This is a genomic window from Sphingomonas immobilis (genome assembly GCF_030580995.1).
Lineage (GTDB): Bacteria > Pseudomonadota > Alphaproteobacteria > Sphingomonadales > Sphingomonadaceae > Sphingomonas > Sphingomonas immobilis.
Genome location: NZ_JAUQSZ010000001.1, coordinates 214,005 through 233,676, shown reverse-complemented (window position 1 = coordinate 233,676; position 19,672 = coordinate 214,005). Strand labels below are relative to the sequence as shown.

The 19,672-nt window shown below is 67.3% G+C and carries 21 protein-coding genes and 1 tRNA gene; 14 read left to right on the top strand and 8 right to left on the bottom strand.

Annotated elements, in window-relative coordinates; all coding sequences use genetic code 11:
- The first annotated feature begins 58 nt into the window (after nt 1-58).
- Entirely contained in the window at nt 59-574 is a 516-nt protein-coding gene (locus Q5H94_RS01050) for a papain-like cysteine protease family protein (protein ID WP_304559226.1), read from the top strand.
- Nucleotides 575-652: 78 nt separating this feature from the next.
- Nucleotides 653-2,530 (top strand): M1 family metallopeptidase, encoded by a 1,878-nt coding sequence (locus Q5H94_RS01045; RefSeq protein ID WP_304559224.1) that lies wholly within the window; start codon nt 653-655, stop codon nt 2,528-2,530.
- A gap of 4 nt (nt 2,531-2,534) precedes the next feature.
- Here Q5H94_RS01045 and Q5H94_RS01040 read toward each other — a convergent pair.
- A tRNA-Leu gene (locus tag Q5H94_RS01040) sits at nt 2,535-2,619 on the bottom strand.
- A gap of 85 nt (nt 2,620-2,704) precedes the next feature.
- Here Q5H94_RS01040 and Q5H94_RS01035 point away from each other — a divergent pair.
- Nucleotides 2,705-3,166, top strand: coding sequence for a GreA/GreB family elongation factor (locus Q5H94_RS01035; protein ID WP_304559222.1), 462 nt, complete (start codon nt 2,705-2,707; stop codon nt 3,164-3,166).
- A 7-nt stretch (nt 3,167-3,173) separates the two neighbouring features.
- Here Q5H94_RS01035 and Q5H94_RS01030 read toward each other — a convergent pair whose 3' ends face one another.
- Together Q5H94_RS01030 and Q5H94_RS01025 are read right to left on the bottom strand one after the other, a co-directional pair.
- Entirely contained in the window at nt 3,174-3,614 is a 441-nt protein-coding gene (locus Q5H94_RS01030; protein WP_304559220.1) for a DUF805 domain-containing protein, read from the bottom strand.
- A gap of 83 nt (nt 3,615-3,697) precedes the next feature.
- Complete coding sequence (locus Q5H94_RS01025) at nt 3,698-5,206, bottom strand: YifB family Mg chelatase-like AAA ATPase (protein ID WP_304559218.1); 1,509 nt, start codon at nt 5,204-5,206, stop codon at nt 3,698-3,700.
- A gap of 245 nt (nt 5,207-5,451) precedes the next feature.
- Here Q5H94_RS01025 and rpmH point away from each other — a divergent pair, with 245 nt between their 5' ends.
- The 5 genes from rpmH to yihA all read left to right on the top strand — a co-directional run bounded on the left by rpmH (nt 5,452) and on the right by yihA (nt 8,661).
- Nucleotides 5,452-5,586, top strand: coding sequence for a 50S ribosomal protein L34 (gene rpmH / locus Q5H94_RS01020; RefSeq protein ID WP_083224946.1), 135 nt, complete (start codon nt 5,452-5,454; stop codon nt 5,584-5,586).
- Nucleotides 5,586-5,912: a ribonuclease P protein component gene (rnpA, locus tag Q5H94_RS01015; protein WP_304559740.1), complete on the top strand. Its 327-nt coding sequence runs from the start codon at nt 5,586-5,588 to the stop codon at nt 5,910-5,912. The genes rpmH and rnpA overlap by 1 nt, the downstream gene beginning before the upstream one ends.
- Nucleotides 5,913-6,021: 109 nt before the next feature.
- Nucleotides 6,022-6,234 carry a membrane protein insertion efficiency factor YidD gene (gene yidD / locus Q5H94_RS01010; protein ID WP_304559216.1) on the top strand — a complete coding sequence of 71 codons (213 nt, stop codon included), beginning with the start codon at nt 6,022-6,024 and terminating at the stop codon, nt 6,232-6,234.
- Nucleotides 6,235-6,265: 31 nt separating this feature from the next.
- Nucleotides 6,266-8,023, top strand: a complete 1,758-nt coding sequence (gene yidC, locus Q5H94_RS01005) for a membrane protein insertase YidC (protein WP_304559214.1) — start codon at nt 6,266-6,268, stop codon at nt 8,021-8,023.
- The gene (gene yihA, locus Q5H94_RS01000; RefSeq protein ID WP_304559212.1) at nt 8,020-8,661 is read left to right on the top strand and encodes a ribosome biogenesis GTP-binding protein YihA/YsxC; all 642 of its coding nucleotides are present in this window, start codon (nt 8,020-8,022) and stop codon (nt 8,659-8,661) included. The genes yidC and yihA overlap by 4 nt, the downstream gene beginning before the upstream one ends.
- 420 nt (nt 8,662-9,081) lie before the next feature.
- Here yihA and Q5H94_RS00995 read toward each other — a convergent pair whose 3' ends face one another.
- Both Q5H94_RS00995 and Q5H94_RS00990 read right to left on the bottom strand, forming a co-directional pair.
- Complete coding sequence (locus Q5H94_RS00995) at nt 9,082-9,492, bottom strand: hypothetical protein (protein ID WP_304559210.1); 411 nt, start codon at nt 9,490-9,492, stop codon at nt 9,082-9,084.
- Nucleotides 9,489-10,067, bottom strand: a complete 579-nt coding sequence (locus Q5H94_RS00990) for a peptidoglycan recognition protein family protein (protein WP_304559208.1) — start codon at nt 10,065-10,067, stop codon at nt 9,489-9,491. Before Q5H94_RS00990 ends, Q5H94_RS00995 begins: the two co-directional genes overlap by 4 nt.
- A gap of 95 nt (nt 10,068-10,162) precedes the next feature.
- On the opposite strand from Q5H94_RS00990, the gene Q5H94_RS00985 reads away from it, so the two are divergent.
- On the top strand, nt 10,163-10,825 hold the full coding sequence (locus tag Q5H94_RS00985) for a glutathione S-transferase family protein (RefSeq protein ID WP_304559206.1): 663 nt from the start codon (nt 10,163-10,165) through the stop codon (nt 10,823-10,825).
- An 89-nt stretch (nt 10,826-10,914) separates the two neighbouring features.
- Here Q5H94_RS00985 and rdgB read toward each other — a convergent pair whose 3' ends face one another.
- The gene (rdgB, locus tag Q5H94_RS00980; RefSeq protein ID WP_304559204.1) at nt 10,915-11,535 is read right to left on the bottom strand and encodes an RdgB/HAM1 family non-canonical purine NTP pyrophosphatase; all 621 of its coding nucleotides are present in this window, start codon (nt 11,533-11,535) and stop codon (nt 10,915-10,917) included.
- On the bottom strand, nt 11,532-12,248 hold the full coding sequence (gene rph, locus Q5H94_RS00975) for a ribonuclease PH (RefSeq protein ID WP_304559202.1): 717 nt from the start codon (nt 12,246-12,248) through the stop codon (nt 11,532-11,534). Before rph ends, rdgB begins: the two co-directional genes overlap by 4 nt.
- Before the next feature lie 122 nt (nt 12,249-12,370).
- On the opposite strand from rph, the gene hrcA reads away from it, so the two are divergent.
- From hrcA to Q5H94_RS00955, 4 genes are read left to right on the top strand one after another with little or no spacing between them, the layout of a single operon-like run.
- Complete coding sequence (gene hrcA, locus Q5H94_RS00970) at nt 12,371-13,414, top strand: heat-inducible transcriptional repressor HrcA (protein ID WP_304559739.1); 1,044 nt, start codon at nt 12,371-12,373, stop codon at nt 13,412-13,414.
- An 18-nt stretch (nt 13,415-13,432) separates the two neighbouring features.
- Nucleotides 13,433-13,972, top strand: a complete 540-nt coding sequence (locus tag Q5H94_RS00965) for a nucleotide exchange factor GrpE (protein ID WP_431312126.1) — start codon at nt 13,433-13,435, stop codon at nt 13,970-13,972.
- Nucleotides 13,973-14,021: 49 nt separating this feature from the next.
- Nucleotides 14,022-14,357 carry a hypothetical protein gene (locus Q5H94_RS00960; RefSeq protein WP_304559198.1) on the top strand — a complete coding sequence of 112 codons (336 nt, stop codon included), beginning with the start codon at nt 14,022-14,024 and terminating at the stop codon, nt 14,355-14,357.
- A 4-nt stretch (nt 14,358-14,361) separates the two neighbouring features.
- Nucleotides 14,362-15,591: a threonine synthase gene (locus Q5H94_RS00955; RefSeq protein ID WP_304559196.1), complete on the top strand. Its 1,230-nt coding sequence runs from the start codon at nt 14,362-14,364 to the stop codon at nt 15,589-15,591.
- Between the two features lie 108 nt (nt 15,592-15,699).
- Here Q5H94_RS00955 and Q5H94_RS00950 read toward each other — a convergent pair whose 3' ends face one another.
- The gene (locus Q5H94_RS00950; RefSeq protein ID WP_304559194.1) at nt 15,700-16,314 is read right to left on the bottom strand and encodes a PH domain-containing protein; all 615 of its coding nucleotides are present in this window, start codon (nt 16,312-16,314) and stop codon (nt 15,700-15,702) included.
- Between Q5H94_RS00950 and Q5H94_RS00945 the strand changes: the two genes are divergently transcribed.
- On the top strand, nt 16,278-19,616 hold the full coding sequence (locus Q5H94_RS00945; RefSeq protein WP_304559192.1) for a PAS domain S-box protein: 3,339 nt from the start codon (nt 16,278-16,280) through the stop codon (nt 19,614-19,616). The genes Q5H94_RS00950 and Q5H94_RS00945 overlap by 37 nt on opposite strands.
- The last annotated feature ends 56 nt before the right edge of the window (nt 19,617-19,672 follow it).

Sequence of the window (19,672 nt, the reverse complement as noted above, 5' to 3'; positions counted from 1 at the left end):
TCCGGTCACAGCAGCCATTCGGCTGCTGTTCTGTTTTCGGCCCAGGGGGGAGCGACAAATGGGGTTGAATGTCATGGTAGCGGGGATCCCGCTGATCCCGCAGACCTACAAGGACGGTTGCTGGTACGCCAGCCTGCTGATGATGTACGAATGGAACAAGAAGCGCGGCGGCAATCCGACGAATCCGGCCGACGTTCCAACCATCAGCAGCCGGTACAAGAGCCAGATGGAATTGCCCTGGGCGCTGGTCCGCGAAGAATGCGGCAAGGTCGGCCTGACCGACAACGTCATCCTCTCGCCGAGCCCCGCCAAGATCGGCGAATGGCTGCAACGCGGGCCGCTCTACGTGACGGGCGTCGGCACGAACTGGCGCGGCGAACGGGTGAGCAACGGCCATGTCTTTGTCATCGGCGGTATCCGGGAGGTGCCCACCAGCGACGAATACGAAATCTATGCCTACGATCCCGATCCCGTAAACATGGGCCACCGCGGCTGGCGGCCGATCCGTCACCTCGGCATCATGATGGAAGATACCAACCGGTCGGAACACAACACGACCTTCCTGCAATATTGAGGCGGCGCGCCGGGCTCGCGCTGCGCGGGCCCGGCGCATGACCTTTTGCGAGCGGACCGAAATCGCGTAACAGGCGCGATGCGTTATCTCCTCCCACTCGCCGCCCTCGCCGTCACGCCGCTCGCCGCGCAGACCAAAGCACCGCCCGCCCCGATCCTGACCACGCCCGAAGCGAAGGACGTCTGGTCCTTCGCCGAGCCCGAGAAGGCGCGCGTCACGCACGTCGCGCTCGATCTCACCGCCGATTTCGCGAAACAACGCCTCAGCGGCACCGCGACGCTCGATATCCTCGCGAAGCCGGGCGTGGGGGAGATCGTGCTCGACGACGACGGGCTGGAGATCGCGAAGATCACCGACGCCGCCGGCCGCGCGCTGAAATGGTCGGTCGGCGCTGCCAGGCCCGATCTCGGCGCGCCGCTGACGGTGCAGATCGGCACCGCGCGCAAGGTCGTCGTCACCTACACCTCCGCCCCGAACGCCTCCGCGCTGCAATGGCTGCCGCCCTCGCTCACCGCTGGCAAGAAACAGCCCTTCCTATTCAGCCAGGGCGAGCCCAACCTCAACCGTAGCTGGATCCCCACGCAGGACAGCCCCGGCATCCGCCAGAGCTGGTCGGCGAAGATCACCGTGCCCGCGACCATGACGGCGGTGATGAGCGCCGAACGCCTCACCCCGAAAGGCGCGCCTGTCGCGAAAGGCGCGCGCCGCTTTGCCTTCGCCATGCCGCATGCCGTGCCGCCCTATCTGATCGCGCTCGCCATCGGCGACATCGCCTTCAAGCCGCTCAGCCCCACCACCGGCGTCTATGCCGAACCCGCGACGCTCGCGAAGGCGGCGGCCGAGCTCGACGATACCGAGAAGATGGTGAAGGCGGCGGGCGACCTCTACGGCCCGTACCGCTGGGGCCGCTACGACATCCTGGTCCTCCCGCCGAGCTTCCCGTTCGGCGGCATGGAGAACCCCACCCTCACCTTCGCCACGCCGACGATCCTGACCGGCGACAAGTCCAACGTCGACGTCATCGCGCACGAGCTGGCGCATAGCTGGTCGGGCAATCTCGTCACCAACGCCACCTGGTCGGATTCGTGGCTCAACGAGGGCTTCACGACCTATTTCGAGAACCGCATCGACGAGGCGGTCTATGGCAAGGAACGCGCCGCGACGCTCGCCGATCTGAGCTGGGACGATCTCCAGCGCGATCTCAAGGCGGCGGGCGGCGACGGCCCCGACACGCGGCTGCACGGCGAACCCGGCGGCGGCGACAAGCACGGCGAGCTCGATTACAACAAGGGCGCGACCTTCCTGCGCACGATCGAATACCGCGTCGGCCGCGCGAAATGGGACGCCTATCTGCGCGGCTATTTCGATCGCCACGCCTTCCAGCCGCAGACCAGCGCGGGCTTCCTCGCCGATATCCGCGCGAACCTGATCCGGGGCGATGCCGCGCTGGAGACGGATCTCCAGCTCGATCGCTGGGTCTACGGCACCGGCCTGCCCGACAATGCCGTCCACGTCCGCTCGACGACGCTCGCCGCTGTCGACGCGAAGCTCGCGGCGTTCACCGCGGGCGGCGCTGCGACGGCGGTCGATACGAAGGGCTGGTCCACGCAGGAATGGCTGCGCTTCCTCAACGGCCTGCCGCGCAAGCAGACGCCCGAGCGGCTGGCGGAGCTCGACAAGGCCTTTACCCTCTCAGACAGCCCGAGCGCCTATATCGGTGCGGCGTGGTTCCGCCTCGCGATCGTCAACCGCTACGATCCCGCCGTGCCGGCGATGGACCGCTATCTCCACCGCATCGGGCGCGGGCTGTTCGTCTATCCGCTCTACCGCCTGCTGATGGCCGAAGGCGATTGGGGCCCGCCGATCGCCCGCCGCATCTACGCCACCGCGCGCGAAACCTATCACCCGATGGTGGCGGCAAACCTCGACAAGAGCGTCGCTGGCAAGAAGGATTGAAAGATGGTGCGGGCGGTCGGAATCGAACCGACACTCCTTGCGGAACCGGATTTTGAGTCCGGCGCGTCTACCAGTTCCACCACGCCCGCACGACATCCCCGCTAGCCCAAGCCGGCCGCTGCCGCAACATTCTCTTGGCCGCACCGTTGGTGACGGCAACCGAAGGATATACCGATGAGCGTCGCCTTCCGCCGCGAGAGCGACGAGGAACACAAGGAACCGCGTTTCGAGCTGCCGATCCCGCCGGGGCCGAACCTTGTCACCCCGCGCGGGCTGGCGTTGATCTCCGCCCAGGTCGCACATTTCGCGGCGCTGGCGGAAAGCGCGGAGGACGAGGAGGCGCGCAAGCTCGCCGAGCGCGATCTGCGTTACTGGCAAACGCGCGAGACGACGGCCGAGGTCGCCGCCCCCGCCACCGGCGAGAGCGTCGCCATCGGCACGCGCGTGGCGTTCACGCTCAACGGCGCGGAACGCACTATCGAGATCGTCGGACACGACGAAGGCGATCCCGCCGCCGGCCGGATCGCCTTCTCCGCCCCGCTCGCCCGCGCCATGATCGGTGCGGAAGCCGGGGATTTCACCGATTTCGGCGGCAAGGCCGACGCGATCGAAATCCTCTCGATCGCGCCGCTCTAGGCCTGGCTCAGCGCAGGTCGGGCCGCGCCGCCATCACACCGCCGCCGATCACGTCGCTGCCGTCACCCTTGGGATCGGGGCCGAACTTGTTCGGGCCGACCGTGCCCGGCAGGCACATGAACACCAGCACGACGAGGCCGCCGACATACGGGATCAGGCCGAGCAGGACGAACCAGCCCGATTTGTCCTGATCGTGGAAACGGCGCACCTGCACGGCGATCGAGGGCACGATCAGGCCGAGGGCGAAAATGCCGAAGAGCCCGAAGACGACCACCATCGCGCCGCCGCCGCCTTCGCCGCCGCCCAGGATCGCACCGAGAATCCCCGCGATCACACCGATCACGATCGATACGATGAAGATGCCCAAAACGAACATCCAGTATTCGGTCCGCCGCGAGCGCCCCTCGAAATCGGCGTAACGCTTCAACGGCATCAACATATATTCCATCGGACGTCTCCCCCAAAAATCAGGCCGTGCGACTCGTATATTTTGGCGCGATAGTCCGCGAATTGGGCCCCAGCGGCAAGCGATCAATTGCGCGGCGGCTGGCGGCGATAGCTGAGCGCTTCGGCGACGTGAATGCGCCCCACGCCCTCGCTCCCGGCCAGATCGGCGATCGTCCGCGCGACGCGCAGGATACGGGTATAGCCGCGCGCCGACAGCCGCATCGCCTCCGATGCCTGCGCCAGCAGCGCCCGCCCCGCCTCATCCGGCGTCGCCACCGCGTCGAGCAGGCCGCCATCGGCCTCGGCGTTGGTGCGCACCGGGTGATCCTCGTACCGCGCAGCCTGCACGCCCCGCGCCGCCGCGACGCGCGCCCGCACCTCCGCCGATCCCTCGGCCGCCGGCGGCAGGACGAGATCGGCGGCGGACAAGGCCTGCACCTCGACGTGCAGGTCGATGCGGTCGAGCAATGGCCCGGAGACCTTCGCCTGATAATCCGCCGCGCATTTGGGCGCGCGCGAACACGCCAGCGCCGCGTCGCCGAGATGCCCGCAGCGGCACGGGTTCATCGCCGCGACGAGCTGCACCCGCGCCGGAAAGGTGACGTGCGCGTTGGCCCGCGCGACGCTGACCGTGCCCGTCTCCAGCGGCTGGCGCAGCGAATCGAGCACCGCGCGCTGGAATTCGGGCAGCTCGTCGAGGAACAGCACGCCGAGATGCGCGAGGCTCACCTCGCCCGGCTTCACCTTCAGCCCGCCGCCGGTCAGCGCCGCCATCGAGGCCGAATGGTGCGGCGCGCGGAACGGCCGCGTGCGCGTCAGCCGGCCGCCGTTCAGCGTGCCCGCCACACTCGCCACCATCGACACCTCCAGCGCCTCGGCGGCGTCGAGCGGCGGCAATATGCCGGGCAAACACGCCGCCATCAGCGACTTGCCCGCGCCCGGCGGCCCGACCATCATGAGATTGTGGCCACCGGCGGCGGCGATCTCCAGCGCGCGCTTGGCGGTCTCCTGCCCCTTCACCTGCCGCAGATCGGGGCCGTGCGCGCCGTCCTCCGCCTCGCCGGGCGCGGGCGCGCCGATCAGGCCGTGCCCCTTGAAGTGATTGACGAGGCTGAGGATATCCGGCGCGGCCAGCACGCCGATCGATCCTGCCCACGCAGCTTCCGCCCCTTGCGCCGCCGGGCAGATCAGCCCCTTGCCCAGCTCCGACGCATGCAGCGCCGCCAGCAGCACCCCCGGCGACGGCGCGATCCGCGCGTCGAGCCCGAGCTCCCCCACCACGACATAATCGGCGAGCTGCTCGGCATCGACCACCCCCATCGCCGCCAGCAGGCCGAGCGCGATCGGCAGGTCGAAATGCGACCCCTCCTTGGGCAGATCGGCGGGCGACATATTGACGACGATGCGCTTGGGCGGCAGCGCCAGCCCCATCGACGCGATCGCCCCGCGCACGCGCTCGCGGCTTTCCCCCACCGCCTTGTCGGCGAGGCCCACCACGTTGAAATTGGGAAGGCCGGGAATGAGCTGCACCTGCACCTCGACCGCGCGCGCCTCGAGCCCGAGATACGCCACCGTCGATACGCTCGCGACCATTCGATACCCCCCCGGTTGGGAGAACGCTTAGCGAACGGTTATGGGTTGGGGAAGCCTCTTCTCCCCTCCCTGGAAGGGAGAGGAACTTTGTGTCTTGCACACCCAAGACACCTTCCTATCTCCCTCCGCGATGCCGCCCCGCGCCAATCTTCGAATTGACTTCCACGCCACTCCCGCCTATGCGCACCCGCTGCAAGGCCGCCCCTGTGGTGGCCCTTTTCTATTCGACGATCAGGGAATGACTCATGAAGCGGACCTTTCAGCCGAGCAATCTGGTGCGGGCACGCCGGCACGGGTTCCGTGCGCGGATGGAGACGCCGGGCGGCCGCAACGTGATTCGCGCCCGCCGTGCGCGCGGTCGCAAGAAGCTGTCGGCGTAATTGCGACTCTGACTCGCCGCGCGGATTTCCTCGCGGCGAACAGCGGGCGGCGCGCGCCGATGCCGGGCTTCGTCCTGCTGATGCGCCCCCGCGACGATGGCGATCCCATGATGCGGATCGGCTATACCGTCACCAAGAAGATCGGCAACGCGGTGATCCGCAACCGGCTGAAGCGCCGCCTGCGCGCGCTCGCCCGCGCCGCGCTGCCCGAAAGCGGCGTGCGCGGTGCCGATCACGTCCTGATCGGGCGCGGCGACGGCCTGACCCGCGATTTCGCGCAATTGCAGGCCGATCTCGGCAAGGCGCTGGCGAAGGTCGCGCGGTGAGCGAATCGCGCAGCCCGTTCGTGCTGAGCGAAGTCGAAGCACATGCCCCGGCGTTGCCACATGTCCTTCGACTTCGCTCAGGACGAACGGAAGTTGGGGGCATGACCCGATGCTGACCCGCCTCCTCATCGCGCTCGTCCGCGCGTGGCAGATCGGCCCTTCCGCCGTCCTGCCGCCCTCGTGCCGCTTCCAGCCCTCGTGTTCCGCCTATGCAATCACGGCGCTTCGCCGCTATGGCGCGCTGAAGGGCGGCTGGCTCGCGGCAAAGCGGATCGGGCGCTGTCATCCCTGGGGCGGTTTCGGCCCCGACCCGGTGCCGTAAGCACCCACAGACTCACGAACGGGATTTCCTGGTGAAAGACGAAGGCAAGAATTTCCTCCTGTTCGCGGTGTTCGCGGCGCTGATCCTGTTCGGCTGGCAGATCATCGGTGCCAAGTTCTTCCCCACCGCGAACCCGCCCGCGACCAAGATCGTGGACGGCAAGAGCAAGCCCGTCGATACCACCGCCGGCCCGGCCGGTCCTGCCGCCAACAGGCCCGGCCAGATTCGCGACCGCGAGAAGGTGATCGCCGAGAGCCCGCGCGTCCGTATCCAGACGCCGCGCCTCGCCGGCTCGATCAACCTCAAGGGCGCGCGCATCGACGATCTCGTGCTGAGCAAGTACAAGGAAACGATCGCCAAGGATTCCAAGTCGATCCGGCTGTTTTCGCCTTCCGGCGCACAACATGCCTATTTCGCCGGCTTCGGCTGGTCGGGCGACGGCGTGACGACGCCGAACGCCGACACGGTGTTTGCAGCCAGCGCGCCGGTCCTCACCCCGGCGCAGCCCGTCACGCTCGCCTGGACCAATCCGCAGGGCATGCGCTTCGCGATCCGCATCGCGATCGACGAACGCTATATGTTCACCGTCCGCCAGACCGTGACCAACCCGACCGCAGCCCCCGTCACGCTGCGCCCCTATGCGCTCATCTCGCGCACCGGCGTCTCGCCCGATCCCGATACCTGGACCGATCACGTCGGCCCGATCGGCGTGTTCACCAACGGCGCGACCTACGACATCACCTACGGCAACCTGCAGGGGCATGAGGCGACGTTCTTCGGAAAGATCTTCGGCAATATCGGCAAGCCCGGCGACAACACCTTCGATTCGAAGGGCGGCTGGTTCGGCTTCGGCGACAAATACTGGCTCGCCGCGCTGATCCCCGATTCGGGCGCGAAGATGCACGGCGGCTTCCGCGCCGCCGTCGGCGATACCTTCCAGGCCGATTTCGCGCTGGATCCGAAGGTCGTCGCGCCCGGCAAGGCGCTGGTTTCGTCGGTGAAGGTTTTCGCCGGCGCGAAGGAAACCAACACGCTCGACGGCTATGAGGACAAGCTCGGCGTCCACCTGTTCGGCAAGGCGATCGACTGGGGCTGGTTCGAGGTCGTCGAAAAGCCGATCTTCAAATATCTCGACTTCCTGTTCCGCGCGATCGGCAATTTCGGCGTCGCGATCATCGCGCTGACGCTGACGATCCGCGCTTTGCTCTTCCCGATCGCCCAGCGCCAGTTCGCCTCGATGGCGAAGATGCGCGTGATCCAGCCGAAGATGAAGGCGCTGCAGGAACGCTACAAGGACGACAAGGCGCGCGCGCAGCAGGAGGTGATGGCGCTCTACAAGGCGGAGGGTGTCAATCCGCTCGCCGGATGCCTCCCCACCTTCCTGCAGATCCCGATCCTCTATGCACTCTACAAGGTGCTGCTGCTGACGATCGAGATGCGGCACCAGCCGTTCGTGCTGTGGATTCACGATCTGTCGGCACCCGATCCCGCAACGGTGCTCAACCTGTTCGGCTATCTGCCGTTCCAGTTGCCCGCCTTCCTGGCGATCGGTGTGGTGCCGGTGTTCCTCGGCATCTCGATGTACTTCCAGTTCAAGCTCAACCCGCAGCCGATGGACGAGGCGCAGGCGCAGGTCTTCAAGATCATGCCCTGGGTGCTGATGTTCGTGATGGCGCCGTTCGCGGTCGGCCTGCAGGTCTACTGGATCACGTCGAACTGCCTGACGATCCTGCAGCAGCGCCTGCTCTACGCCCGCCATCCCGAGCTCAAGGTGCCGGTGGCGAAGTGAGCGATCCGTTCGAACCAGAAGCGATCGAGGCCGCGCGAAAGACCTTCGCGGGCCCCGTCGCCTTCCTCAAATCGGCGCCTTCGCTCGACTTCATCCCGGACGCGGTGGTGCCCGAAGTGGCGTTCGCGGGGCGTTCGAACGTCGGCAAGTCGTCGCTGCTCAATGCGCTGACCGGCCGCAACGCGCTCGCCCGCACGTCGAACACGCCGGGGCGTACGCAGGAACTCAACTTCTTCGACGTGGGCACCCCGCTCGCCTTCCGGCTGGTCGACATGCCCGGCTACGGCTTCGCGAAGGCGCCCAAGGATATCGTCAAGAAATGGCGTTTCCTGGTGAACGACTTCCTGCGCGGCCGCGACGTGCTGAAGCGCGCGCTGGTGCTGATCGACGCGCGCCACGGCATCAAGGAGGTCGATCGCGAGATCCTGGAGATGCTCGACAAGGCGGCGGTGAGCTACCGCATCGTCCTCACCAAGGCCGACAAGATCAAGCCGACCGAACTCGCCGAAGTGACGGAGGCGACCGCCGCCGAAATCCGCAAGCACCCGGCCGCCCACCCCGATATCCTCGCGACCTCGTCGGAAACCGGCCTGGGCATCCCCGAACTGCGCGCCGCGGTGATCGAGGCGATCGGTTAGCACGAACACGCTGTCATCCCGGACGCTTGCGGTGCTCAGCTTCTCGAAACATGTGTTCCCCGGCGAAGGCCGGGGTCCAGTCGGGAAGGCCCCGGCGACTGGAGCGCGGCGCACTTTACCGGGACATCCGCAACTGGACCCCGGCCTGCGCCGGGGATCCCCCCAAGATGACTGAACGACGAGCGCATGTTAGGCTGTCCTACACGCTGCCGATCTGCGACAGTCGCCACGCTCTTTCTTATCGTCGGCCCGCCCTCACCGATCCCCACACGAGGGGTCCGCGCCAAACCGGCGGATCAGTGTGACCTCAGTGTGACTTTCCGCGCCCGATTGGTGCAATTTTGGAAACGATCGCCCCTTACATTTTCGATTCAGGTGTCAATCTGTCAAGCCAGCTATCACTCTAGCGCGCGGGCAGGTTCACCCGATGAACGGTTCCCCGGCATCGGGCGCATAGAGCAAAAGGCTGCGCTTGCCGATCGTCAGGCGGCCGACCTTATATTGCTCGATCCGCCACTTGCCGGTCTGCCCGTTGGCGAAGGTCACGCGCCCCGCGACATAGCAGGGCGAGCGATCGAGCGTCGCGTCCGCCGCCTGCGGGTTCACCCGCCGTGCGTCGCGGAAATAGCGCCGCACTTCCGGCGCGCTCAGTCGGAAGCTGGAGCAGTCGAGCCGCTCGTCATCCTCGATATGGTCGCCCTTGCCCGATCGCTCGACGATCACCGCGCGGATCGCGGGGATGTTCGCCGGGCACAGCGGCGGCACTTCCTCCGTGCCCTCGGTGCAGGAAGGATGCGCGCCCGCAAGCGCCAGCAGGAGAAATGCACTCACCATGTCGCCGTACTCGCCTCGGTTGCGTTCTTGCGCGAAAGCTGCGGATGCCGGAACACCTCGGTCATCGGCACGTGAAAGGTCATCGCCAGCTCGCTCACCAGCCATTTGAGCGATGCGTTCTGCTCCGCGGTCACATCGACATAGGTGTCGGTGCCGGCCTTCACCTCGCCGACCAGCTCGATGCCGATACTGTCCTTGTTGCCGGGATAGCGATCCGGCGCCGACTTGGCCGATTCGAGCTTGTTCTCGAGGGTCGGGTTGAACTTGGCATAGGTCTTCATCTCGACCGGCGTGCAGCGATGCTCCGCCACGCAGCGCGCACGCAGCTTGCCGACGTGCGAGGTGTAATAGAGCAGCGACGCCGTCTGGTAGATTGTCCCGTCCTTGTCGATCAGGAAATGCGTGCCGTACGGCCGGGCGACATAGCCCGAAAAGGCCGACTGCGCGGTGCTGCCGCCGGTCTGGTGGACGACGATCCCGTTCACGGTGCCGAGCGGTCCCTTGCCCAAAGTCGATACGATATGCTGGGTAATACGGCCGCTGGTGATCAGGCCGTCCTTGTCGATGGTCAACAAAGTGTCTCTCCCGGTCAGGCCCCCGCCCTTTTCCCAAGTAAAGCCTTATCCGGCAGTTGTGGCAATGCGGCGACATGACTAACGCTTCGCCCATGAAACTCATCATCGGCAACAAGGCCTATTCGTCCTGGAGCTTGCGCGGCTGGCTGGCCTGCAAGCAATCCGGCCTTCCCTTCGAGGAAGTGGTGGTGCCGCTTTACGATCAGGACTGGGACAAGCGCCGCGAGGGCGACGAATTTGCCCCTTCCTCCGGCAAGGTGCCGATCCTGTGGGACGGCGACGCCGTGGTGTGGGACAGCCTCGCGATCGTCGAATATCTGGCGGAAAAGACCAGCCGCGACCTGTTCTGGCCCGCCGACCCCGCCGCCCGCGCGATGGCGCGGTCGATGTCGGCGGAAATGCACTCCAGCTTCACCGCGCTGCGCAAGAAGCACAGCATGAACGTCCGCCAGGTCTTCCCGCCAAAGACCCCCGACGACGACGTCGTCGCCGATCTCACCCGCATCATGGAGCTATGGGCGCAGGCACGCGCGCGCTTCGGCGGCGACGGGGAATTCCTGTTCGGCGCGTTTGGCGCGGCCGACATCATGTTCGCGCCGGTGGTGACGCGCATCGTCACCTACAGCCTGCCGATCGCGCGCTTCGCCGGACCCTATATGGACGCGGTGCTGACGCATCCGTTTATGCAGGATTGGATCGCGTCCGCGCAGGAAGAGGAATGGGTGATCGAGCAGTTCGAGCAGCCGGTGGGGTGACACCCTAAATCCGTTCGTGCTGAGCGAAGTCGAAGCACATGGGCAACCCGTGCCCTTCGACTTCGCTCAGGGCGAACGGAGTGCGGGCTCTAGAACACCGCCGCGACCATCTGCCGGAACGCCTCGGCACGGTGGCTGATCGCCTTCTTGGCATCGGGGATTTCCGCAAAGGTCAGCTCGCTGCCGAGTGGCTGGAAGATCGGGTTATAGCCGAACCCGCCCGTCCCGCGCGGCGGCCAGACGAGCGTGCCGTCGACCCGCCCCTCGAACCATTCGACATGGCCGTCGGGCCACGCCAGCGCCAGCACGCAGACGAAATGCGCGTCGCGGCTCGCATCCGGCCCCTTCACCTCGATCGCCTCGTTGACGAGCCGCATCGCCAGCCCGAAATCCTTCTCCGGCCCCGCCCAGCGCGCCGAGAAGATGCCGGGATCGCCGCCCAGCGCATCGACGCACAGCCCGCTGTCGTCGGCGAGCGCGGGCAGCCCGGTGAGGTCCGCCGCCGCGCGCGCCTTCAGCTCGGCATTGGCGAGGAAGGTGGTGCCGGTCTCCTCCGGCTCGGGCAGGTCGAGGTCCGCCGCCGACACAGGTTCCACCCCGTAAGGCCCGAGCATCTCGAGGATTTCCTTGACCTTGCCCTGATTATGGCTGGCGATGACGAGCTTGCCCTTGCCGAGCTTGCGGATCGCCTGCGGCGGCACTTCGCTCACCGACCCACGGCCTTGGCTTGCGCCGCGAAGATATCCGCGCACCCGATCCGCGCGAGGCGAAGCAGACGCAGCAGCGCCTCCTCGTCATAGGTCGCACCCTCGGCGGTGGCCTGCGCCTCGGCGATGTTGCCGTTTTCGAGCAGCACGAAATTGGCGTCGGCATCGGCGTTCGAATCCTCGTCGTAATCGAGATCGAGCACCGGCGTGCCGTTGAAGATGCCGCAGGAGATCGCCGCGACCTTCTGCGTCAGCGGGTCCGCGGTCAGCTTGCCCGATGCGATGAGCCCATCGATCGCGAGCCGCAGCGCCACCCACGCGCCCGAGATCGAGGCGGTACGCGTGCCGCCGTCGGCCTGGATCACGTCGCAATCGAGCACGATCTGGCGCTCGCCGAGCAGCTTCAGGTCTGTGACGGCACGCAAGCTGCGCCCGATAAGCCGCTGGATTTCCTGCGTCCGCCCCGACTGCTTGCCCTTGGCCGCCTCACGCGACCCGCGCGTATGCGTGGCACGCGGAAGCATGCCGTATTCCGCCGTCACCCAGCCCTCGCCACGCCCGCGCATGAACGGCGGCACCTTCTCCTCGACCGACGCCGTCACCAGCACCTTGGTATGGCCGAAGGCGATCAGCACCGATCCTTCGGCGTGCTTGGTGAAATTCGGCGTGATGGTGATTTCGCGCATCTGATCGGGGGTGCGGCCGGATGGGCGCATGGGGTATTCTCCTCGTGAAGTGGCCGCCGCCCTATCCTTGCGGGTGGGTGCTGTCACCCCTTCACACCCAACGCGTGACAATCCCGGTTGAGCCGCGCAAAGTCGCTCCCCACATGACCGTGATGCACGCCCCACCCGTCTCCGAACTCAACGATCGCGCGCGCGACGTGTTTCGCGTGGTGGTGGAATCGTATCTCAACACCGGCGCGCCGATCGGGTCGCGCACGATCGCGCACCTTTCCGGCCTCAACCTCTCGCCCGCCTCGATCCGCAACGTCATGCAGGATCTCGAGGAGCTCGGCCTGCTCGCCGCCCCGCACACCAGCGCCGGGCGGATGCCGACCGAGACGGGCCTGCGCCTGTTCGTCGATGGCATGATGCACGCGCTGGAACCCTCCCCCGCAGAGCGCGCCGCGATCGAATCGCAGGTGCAGCAGGTCGGCCCGGTCGAAGAGGCGCTGGCGGCGACCACGCTCGCACTCTCCGGCCTCTCGGCCTGCGCGGGGCTGGTGATGGTGCCCAAGCGCGAACTGGTGCTGCGCCAGATGAGCTTCGTGCCGCTCTCGGCCGACAAGGCGCTGGCCGTGCTGGTCGCGCAGGACGGATCGGTCGAGAACCGCGTCGTCGATCTGCCCGCCGGCGTGCCGCCCTCCGCCCTCATCGAGGCGGGCAATTACATGACGGCGATGCTCGGCGGCCTCACGCTCGGCCAGGCGCGCGCGCGGCTGGAGCGCGAGATGGCGGAGGAACGCGCCCTCGTCGACGTCACCGCCCGCACCCTCGTCGAACGCGGCCTCGCGGTGTGGAGCGAGGACAGCGACCGCCGCCCCGTCCTCATCGTGCGCGGCCAGGGCCGCCTGCTCGACGCGGCCGCCGCCGCCGATCTCGATAGGATCAGCGATCTGCTCGACGACCTTGAAGGGAAGCAGGAGATCGCCCACTTGCTCGACAGCGCGAGCGCCGGCGACGCTACGCGGATCTTCATCGGCGCGGAGAACAAATTGTTCTCGCTGTCGGGATCGTCCGTCATCGCCAAGCCCTTCCGCGGGACGGACGGGCGCGTGGTCGGCGTGGTGGGGGTGATCGGCCCGACGCGGTTGAACTATGCGCGCGTTGTGCCAATGGTCGATTTCACTGCCGCGACGCTCGCGCGGCTCATGGGTTAAGATTACCGGGACGGAATGATGAACGAAGACAATACCGAAGCCGCCGACCTGCGCGAGGAAACCGCCGAGGCCGCCCCCGAAGTCGCGGAAGCAGACCGCACCGCGAAGCTCGAGGCCGAGCTGGAGGAAGCCAAGAAGGCCGTCCTCTACGCCCATGCCGAGGGCCAGAACATCCGCCGCCGTGCCGAGAAGGAAGCCGCCGATGCGCGCGCCTATGCCGCGACCAGCTTCGCGCGCGACCTGCTCTCGGTCGCCGACAATCTCTCGCGCGGGCTCGACGCGATCCCCGCGGAGCTGCGTGCCGACGACAAGTTCAAGGGCCTTGTCGCAGGGCTGGAAGCGACCGGCCGCGAGCTCGACGCGGTCTTCACGCGCCACGGCATCTCCAAGATCGTGGCGCTCGGCGCCAAGCTCGATCCCAATTTTCACCAGGCGATGCTGGAAATGCCGAGCGACAAGGAGCCGGGCACCGTCGTGCAGGAAATGCAGGTCGGCTACATGATCAAGGACCGCCTGCTGCGGCCCGCGCTGGTGGCGGTGGCCAAGAAAGCCGACTGACCCGCCCGCTTTCGCTTGCGCCCGCGACGGGCGGTTGGGATAGGGTGGCATGCCCGCTTTCCTCTCCATCCTCCTCTTCCTGATCGCGGCGACGGTGCTGGAGGTAAGCGGCGACGCTATCGTTCGCATGGGAATCGCACGCGATGGACTCGTCCGCGGCGGCTTCTTCGCGGCCGGCGCCGTCCTCCTGTTCGCCTATGGCCTGCTGCTCAATCTCGCGCCTTTGCCATTCGAGCGGGTGGTGGGGATCTATATCGCGACTCTGTTCATCGTCTGGCAGGTGATCGCATACATCACCTTCCGGCATGTGCCCGGTGTGCCGGTCTATGTCGGGGGTGCGCTGATCGTCGCGGGCGGACTGACGGTCGCGTTCTGGAAAGGCTGACGGCATGTCCCTGAACCCCAACCTCACCGCCGAACGCCCGACGTTCGTCACGCATCTCGAATGTTCGATGACGGGCGAGCGGTATGAGGCCGATCAGCTTCACGGGCTCTCCAGCGTAGGCCGCCCGCTGCTCGTGCGCTACGATCTCGACGGCGTGCGGGCGATGGCGCCGCGCGCGATGATCGAGGCACGGCCGACCGATCTGTGGCGCTGGCGCGAGTTGCTGCCGGTGCGGCGCACCGCCGACATCGTCAGCCTCGGCGAGATCGAGACGCCGCTGGTGCCGATCCCGAAATCGGGCGGCCCCAACGTGCTGGTGAAGGACGAAGGACGCCTGCCGACCGGCAGCTTCAAGGCGCGCGGTCTCGTCATGGCGGTGGCGATGGCGAAGGCGCTCGGCGTCACGAAGATCGCGATGCCGACCAACGGCAACGCCGGCGCGGCGCTGGCTGCCTACGCGACGCGCTGCGGGATCGAAACGATCGTGCTCTGCCCCGAAGAAACGCCCGAGGTTAACGTCCGCGAGATCGCCGCGCAGGGCGCGCGCGTCTACCGCGTCAATGGCCAGATCGACGATTGCGGCGCGATCGTCGGGCGCGGTGCGGCGGAGGGCCGCTGGTTCGATTTCTCGACCCTCAAGGAGCCGTACCGGATCGAGGGCAAGAAGACGATGGGCCTGGAGCTGGCGGCGCAGTTCCGCTGGAAGCTGCCGCAGGCGATCTTCTACCCGACCGGCGGCGGCACCGGCCTGATCGGCATGTGGAAGGCGTTCGCCGAGATGGAGACGCTCGGCTGGATCGGGCCCGAACGGCCGAAGATGTTCGCGGTGCAGGCAAGCGGCTGCGCCCCCATCGTCCGCGCGTTCGAGGCGGGCGAAGAACACGCCGAGCGCTGGGAGGATGCCGCGACGGTGGCGGCGGGCATCCGCGTGCCCAAGGCAGTCGGCGATTTCCTGATCCTGCGCGCGGTGCGCGAATCGGGCGGCACGGCGATGGCGGTCGGCGATCCCGCGATCCTCAAGGCCGTCGATGATTGCGCACGGCAGGACGGCCTGCTTATGTGCCCCGAGGGCGGCGCGACGCTTGCGGCCTACCGCGAAGCGCTGCGTACCGGCCTCGTCGACGAGGACGACCGCGTGGTGCTGTTCAACTGCGCGACGGGGCTGAAATACCCCATGCCGGAAGCAGGCATAGCGCTCGACCGGCATGGCGAGATCGATCTGGGCGGGCTGTAAACCTTCTCCGTTCGGGCTGAGCTTGTCGAAGCCCTGCCCTTTCTTCGTGCCAAGAAGTGCAGCCCCCTTCGCTCAGGACAGGCTTCGAAAAGCTCAGGGCGAACGGGGTCAAGTCAGGTTCGCCTCCTGCACCATGTCGAACTCGCGCACGCCCCGCGCCCGGCGGGCTGCGTTCACCAGGTCGCGCAGTTCCTCGCGCCGTGCCTGCGCCTTCTCCACGTCGCGGATCGCGAAGGGTTTGCCGGCGGTCGTCTCGTCGCTCGACAAAAGCGTGATCGTGCCGATCCCTGCCCATTGGTTGATCAGGCTGAAATCGATGCGGATGTCTTTGATCCGGTAGAGCTCGATCTCGTCGATCGATTTGCTGAAGATGCCGCGATGCAAGACCAGCCGGTCCTCGGTCACTTCGTATGTCGTGCCGAGATTGGCGATCCACTTCAGCAGGATGATCACGAAACCGACGCCCACCAGGCACAGCAGCAGCGTGCCCCACCCGGCGAGCGTGCCACGCAGCCAGCCCCAGGTCGATGAACGAAACCGGTCGAGCGTCTTGGACATGGCACCCCTTTTCCCGCGCCATTCTATCGGCCCCGCGCCTGCTTCGCCAGCGCGGCTTTTCAAGCGGTTGACACTGCCCCCGCCGTTCCGCAGGCTCGCCTGCGCAACCGCAAGCGAGAACAGCGCCGATGGCGTCCGCGCCAGATACCCCGGAATCGCCCGCAACGCTGCGTTTCCTCGACGGTGGCGGGGAGATGGGCGCGCGGATGCGCGCGTTCGATTGGGCGGCGCATCCGCTTGGGCCGGCGGAGCACTGGCCGCTGGTCCTCAAGATCACCGTCAGCCTGTGTCTGCACTCCAGTATCCCGACCGCGATCTACTGGGGCCCGGATTTCCGGCTGTTATACAACGATGCGTGGATCCCGGTCGGCCGCGGCCATCCCGCTACGCTCGGTGAGACCGGTGCGGTGGCGCGGGCCGATATATGGCCGATATTGGGCCCGCAGCTCGAACGGATCATGACATCGGGCGAAGGCGTCTCCCTGGAGCGGCAGCGGTTGATGTGCGAGCGCGGCGATAGGATCGAGGAAGCGTTCTACACCTACAGCAGCCTGCCGATCCGCGACGAGAGCGGCATGCGTCTGGGCGTGCTCAACACCGGCAACGAGGTCACGTCGCAGGTCCGCGCCGAACAGTCCGTGCGCGCCAGCGAGGAGCGCCTGCAGATGGCGCTCGATGCATCGGGGAATGTCGGCACCTGGGACTGGGATCCGGTGACCAATCATATCATCGCCGATGAACGCGCCGCCCGCCTGTACGGGGTCGATCCGGCGGCCGCGCGGCGGGGCGCACCCGCCGATTTCTACCGCGCCAACGTCCATCCCGATGACATCGGGCGCGTGTCCGCGCTGCAGAAGGCGGTGTTCGGAAAAGGCGGCGAATATTCTGTCGAAGCCCGCATCCTCCCTGCCGAGGGCGCCGAACGTTGGCTCCTGTCGCAGGGCCGCGCTACTCACGAAGCGGGCGTGTTGACGCGCTTTTCCGGCATCGTCCTCGACGTGACCGACGCGCGTCGGCGCGAGGAGGAGTTGCGCCACGCGCGCGACGAACGCGAGTTCCTGCTGATGCTGACCGAGCGGCAACGCGCGCTCTCGTCCTCCGATGATATCATGCAGATGACCGCAACCGCGCTCGGCGAACGGCTCGCGGTCAGCGCTGCCGGATTCTACCGGGTCCACGGCGATGCGCTGCTCCACTACGGCGCGTGCTGGACAGACGGCAGCGTGCCGCCGCTGACCGGGGAGATGCCGGTCGCCGACTTCGGCCCGGAAATCGATGCCATGATGCGCACCGAACGCACGCTCGTCTTCACGGGCGGCGCCGACGACCCCGGCCCGGTGCCGGAAACCGTCCACGGACGCGCCACGCGCGCCGCGATCAGCGTACCGCTGGTGCGCGACGGGCGCTGGCAGGCAGGCTTCTACCTCAGCAATCTGCATCCCCGGTCCTGGTCCCCCGGCGAGGTTGCGCTGGTCGAGGAGGTCGCCGAACTCAGTTGGGATTCGGTCGCGCGGACCGAGGCGATCGCACGGCTGCGCGTGATGAACGACAGCCTGGTCGATCAGGTTGCCGACCGCACCGCCGAACGCGACCGCATCTGGGAGGCGAGCCGCGATCTGCTCGGCATCGCCGATCTCGAGGGCCGCTGGATCAACGTGAACCCGGCGTGGGAGCGGGTGCTGGGCTGGCCGCGCCACATGATCCTGGGGCGCGATTCAAGCTGGCTGCGCCATTCCGACGACCATGAGATCAGCGCACCGCTGCTCGACGAACTCAACGTCAAGGAAAGCCTGTCGGGTTTCGAGACCCGCTATCGCACCAGCGCCGGCGACTATCGCCGCCTCGCCTGGCAAGGCACGCGCATCAACGACCGCGTCTACACCATCGCGCGCGACGTGACCGAGGAGCGCCAGCAGCAGGCCGCGCTGCTCGCCGCCGAGGAACGCACGCGCCTCGTGCTGGAGGCGATGGAGGGCGTCGGTGTGTGGACCTACGACATCGCCGCCGACCGCTTCAGGAGCGACCCCGGCTTCGCGGCGCTGCTCGGCTTCGACGCGGCGACCGATGCGGGCGGCGTGTCGATGATGGAGGTCGCGCAGCGCATTCACCCCGACGATCTGCCGAAGATGCGGATGCTCCGCGATATCCAGCGCGGCCTGTGGGAGGACGGCGAAAGCGAATATCGTATCATCCGTCCCGACGGCGGAATCCGTTGGATCATGGTGCGCAACCGCGTGCTGCAAGACGCGGCGGGCAAGGCGGAATCGATCATGGGCGTCGGCGTCGATCTCACCCGCCAGCGCGAACTGGAGGAGCGCCTGCGCCAGAGCCAGAAGATGGAGGCCGTGGGCCAGCTCACCGGCGGATTGGCACATGATTTCAACAATCTGCTGACCGGTATTTCCGGCGCGTTGGAGATCATGGCAATGCGCCTGAAGCAGGGCCGGATCGACGATCTGCCGCGCTATATCGGCGCTGCGCAGACCGCATCGGGCCGCGCCGCCGCGCTCACGCACCGCCTGCTCGCCTTCTCGCGCAAGCAGCCGCTCGATCCGCGCCCGACCGACGTCGCACGCCTGATCGCCGGGATGGAGGATCTCGTGCGCGGCACGGTCGGGCCCAATATCGCGCTCGGCTTCGATATCGCGGAGGGTGCGTGGCCGGTGCTGGTCGATCCCAACCAGCTCGAAAATGCGCTGCTAAACCTTTGTATCAACGCGCGCGATGCCATGCCCGACGGCGGCAGCCTGACCATCTCCGCGCAGAACCGCGATCTCGATGCGCGCGAGGCGGCGGAGCGCGATGTCGCGCCCGGCGCCTATCTCGTGCTGCTGGTGATCGACACCGGCACCGGCATGAGCGCCGACGTCGTCGCCCGCGCGTTCGATCCGTTCTTCACCACCAAGCCGATGGGCCAGGGCACCGGCCTTGGCCTGTCGATGATCTACGGCTTCGCGCGGCAATCGGGCGGCCAGGTGAAGATCGAGTCGCGCCTCGGCCACGGCACGACGATGGCGCTCTACCTCCCCCGCCACCACGGCGACGTCGCCGCCGACGAAGCGGGTGGAGGCGGCGCACTCGCCCTGCCCGAAGCGCGCGGCGAGCGCGTGCTGGTCGTCGATGACGAGGCCGTGGTGCGGATGCTCGTCGTCGATGTGCTGGAGGAACTCGGCTACGAACCGATCGAGGCGAGCGACGGCGCCGAGGCCGTCGCCGCGCTCGAGGCCGAGGGTCGCATCGACCTGCTCGTCACCGACGTCGGCCTGCCCGGCGGCATGAACGGCCGGCAGGTGGCGGATGCCGCTCGCGCGCTGCGGCCCGACATCCCCGTCCTTTTCATCACCGGCTTCGCGGAGAACGCCGTGGTCGGCGACGGCCCGCTCGATCCGGGGATGCAGCTCGTCGCCAAACCCTTCGCCATCGATGCGCTGGCGGTGCGGATCCGGGATATGGTGACAGGACGGTAACGGGGCCGAAACGGTCCGTTGCCGGACCGCGCCTTCCGCGCGAACGCCATCCGCCC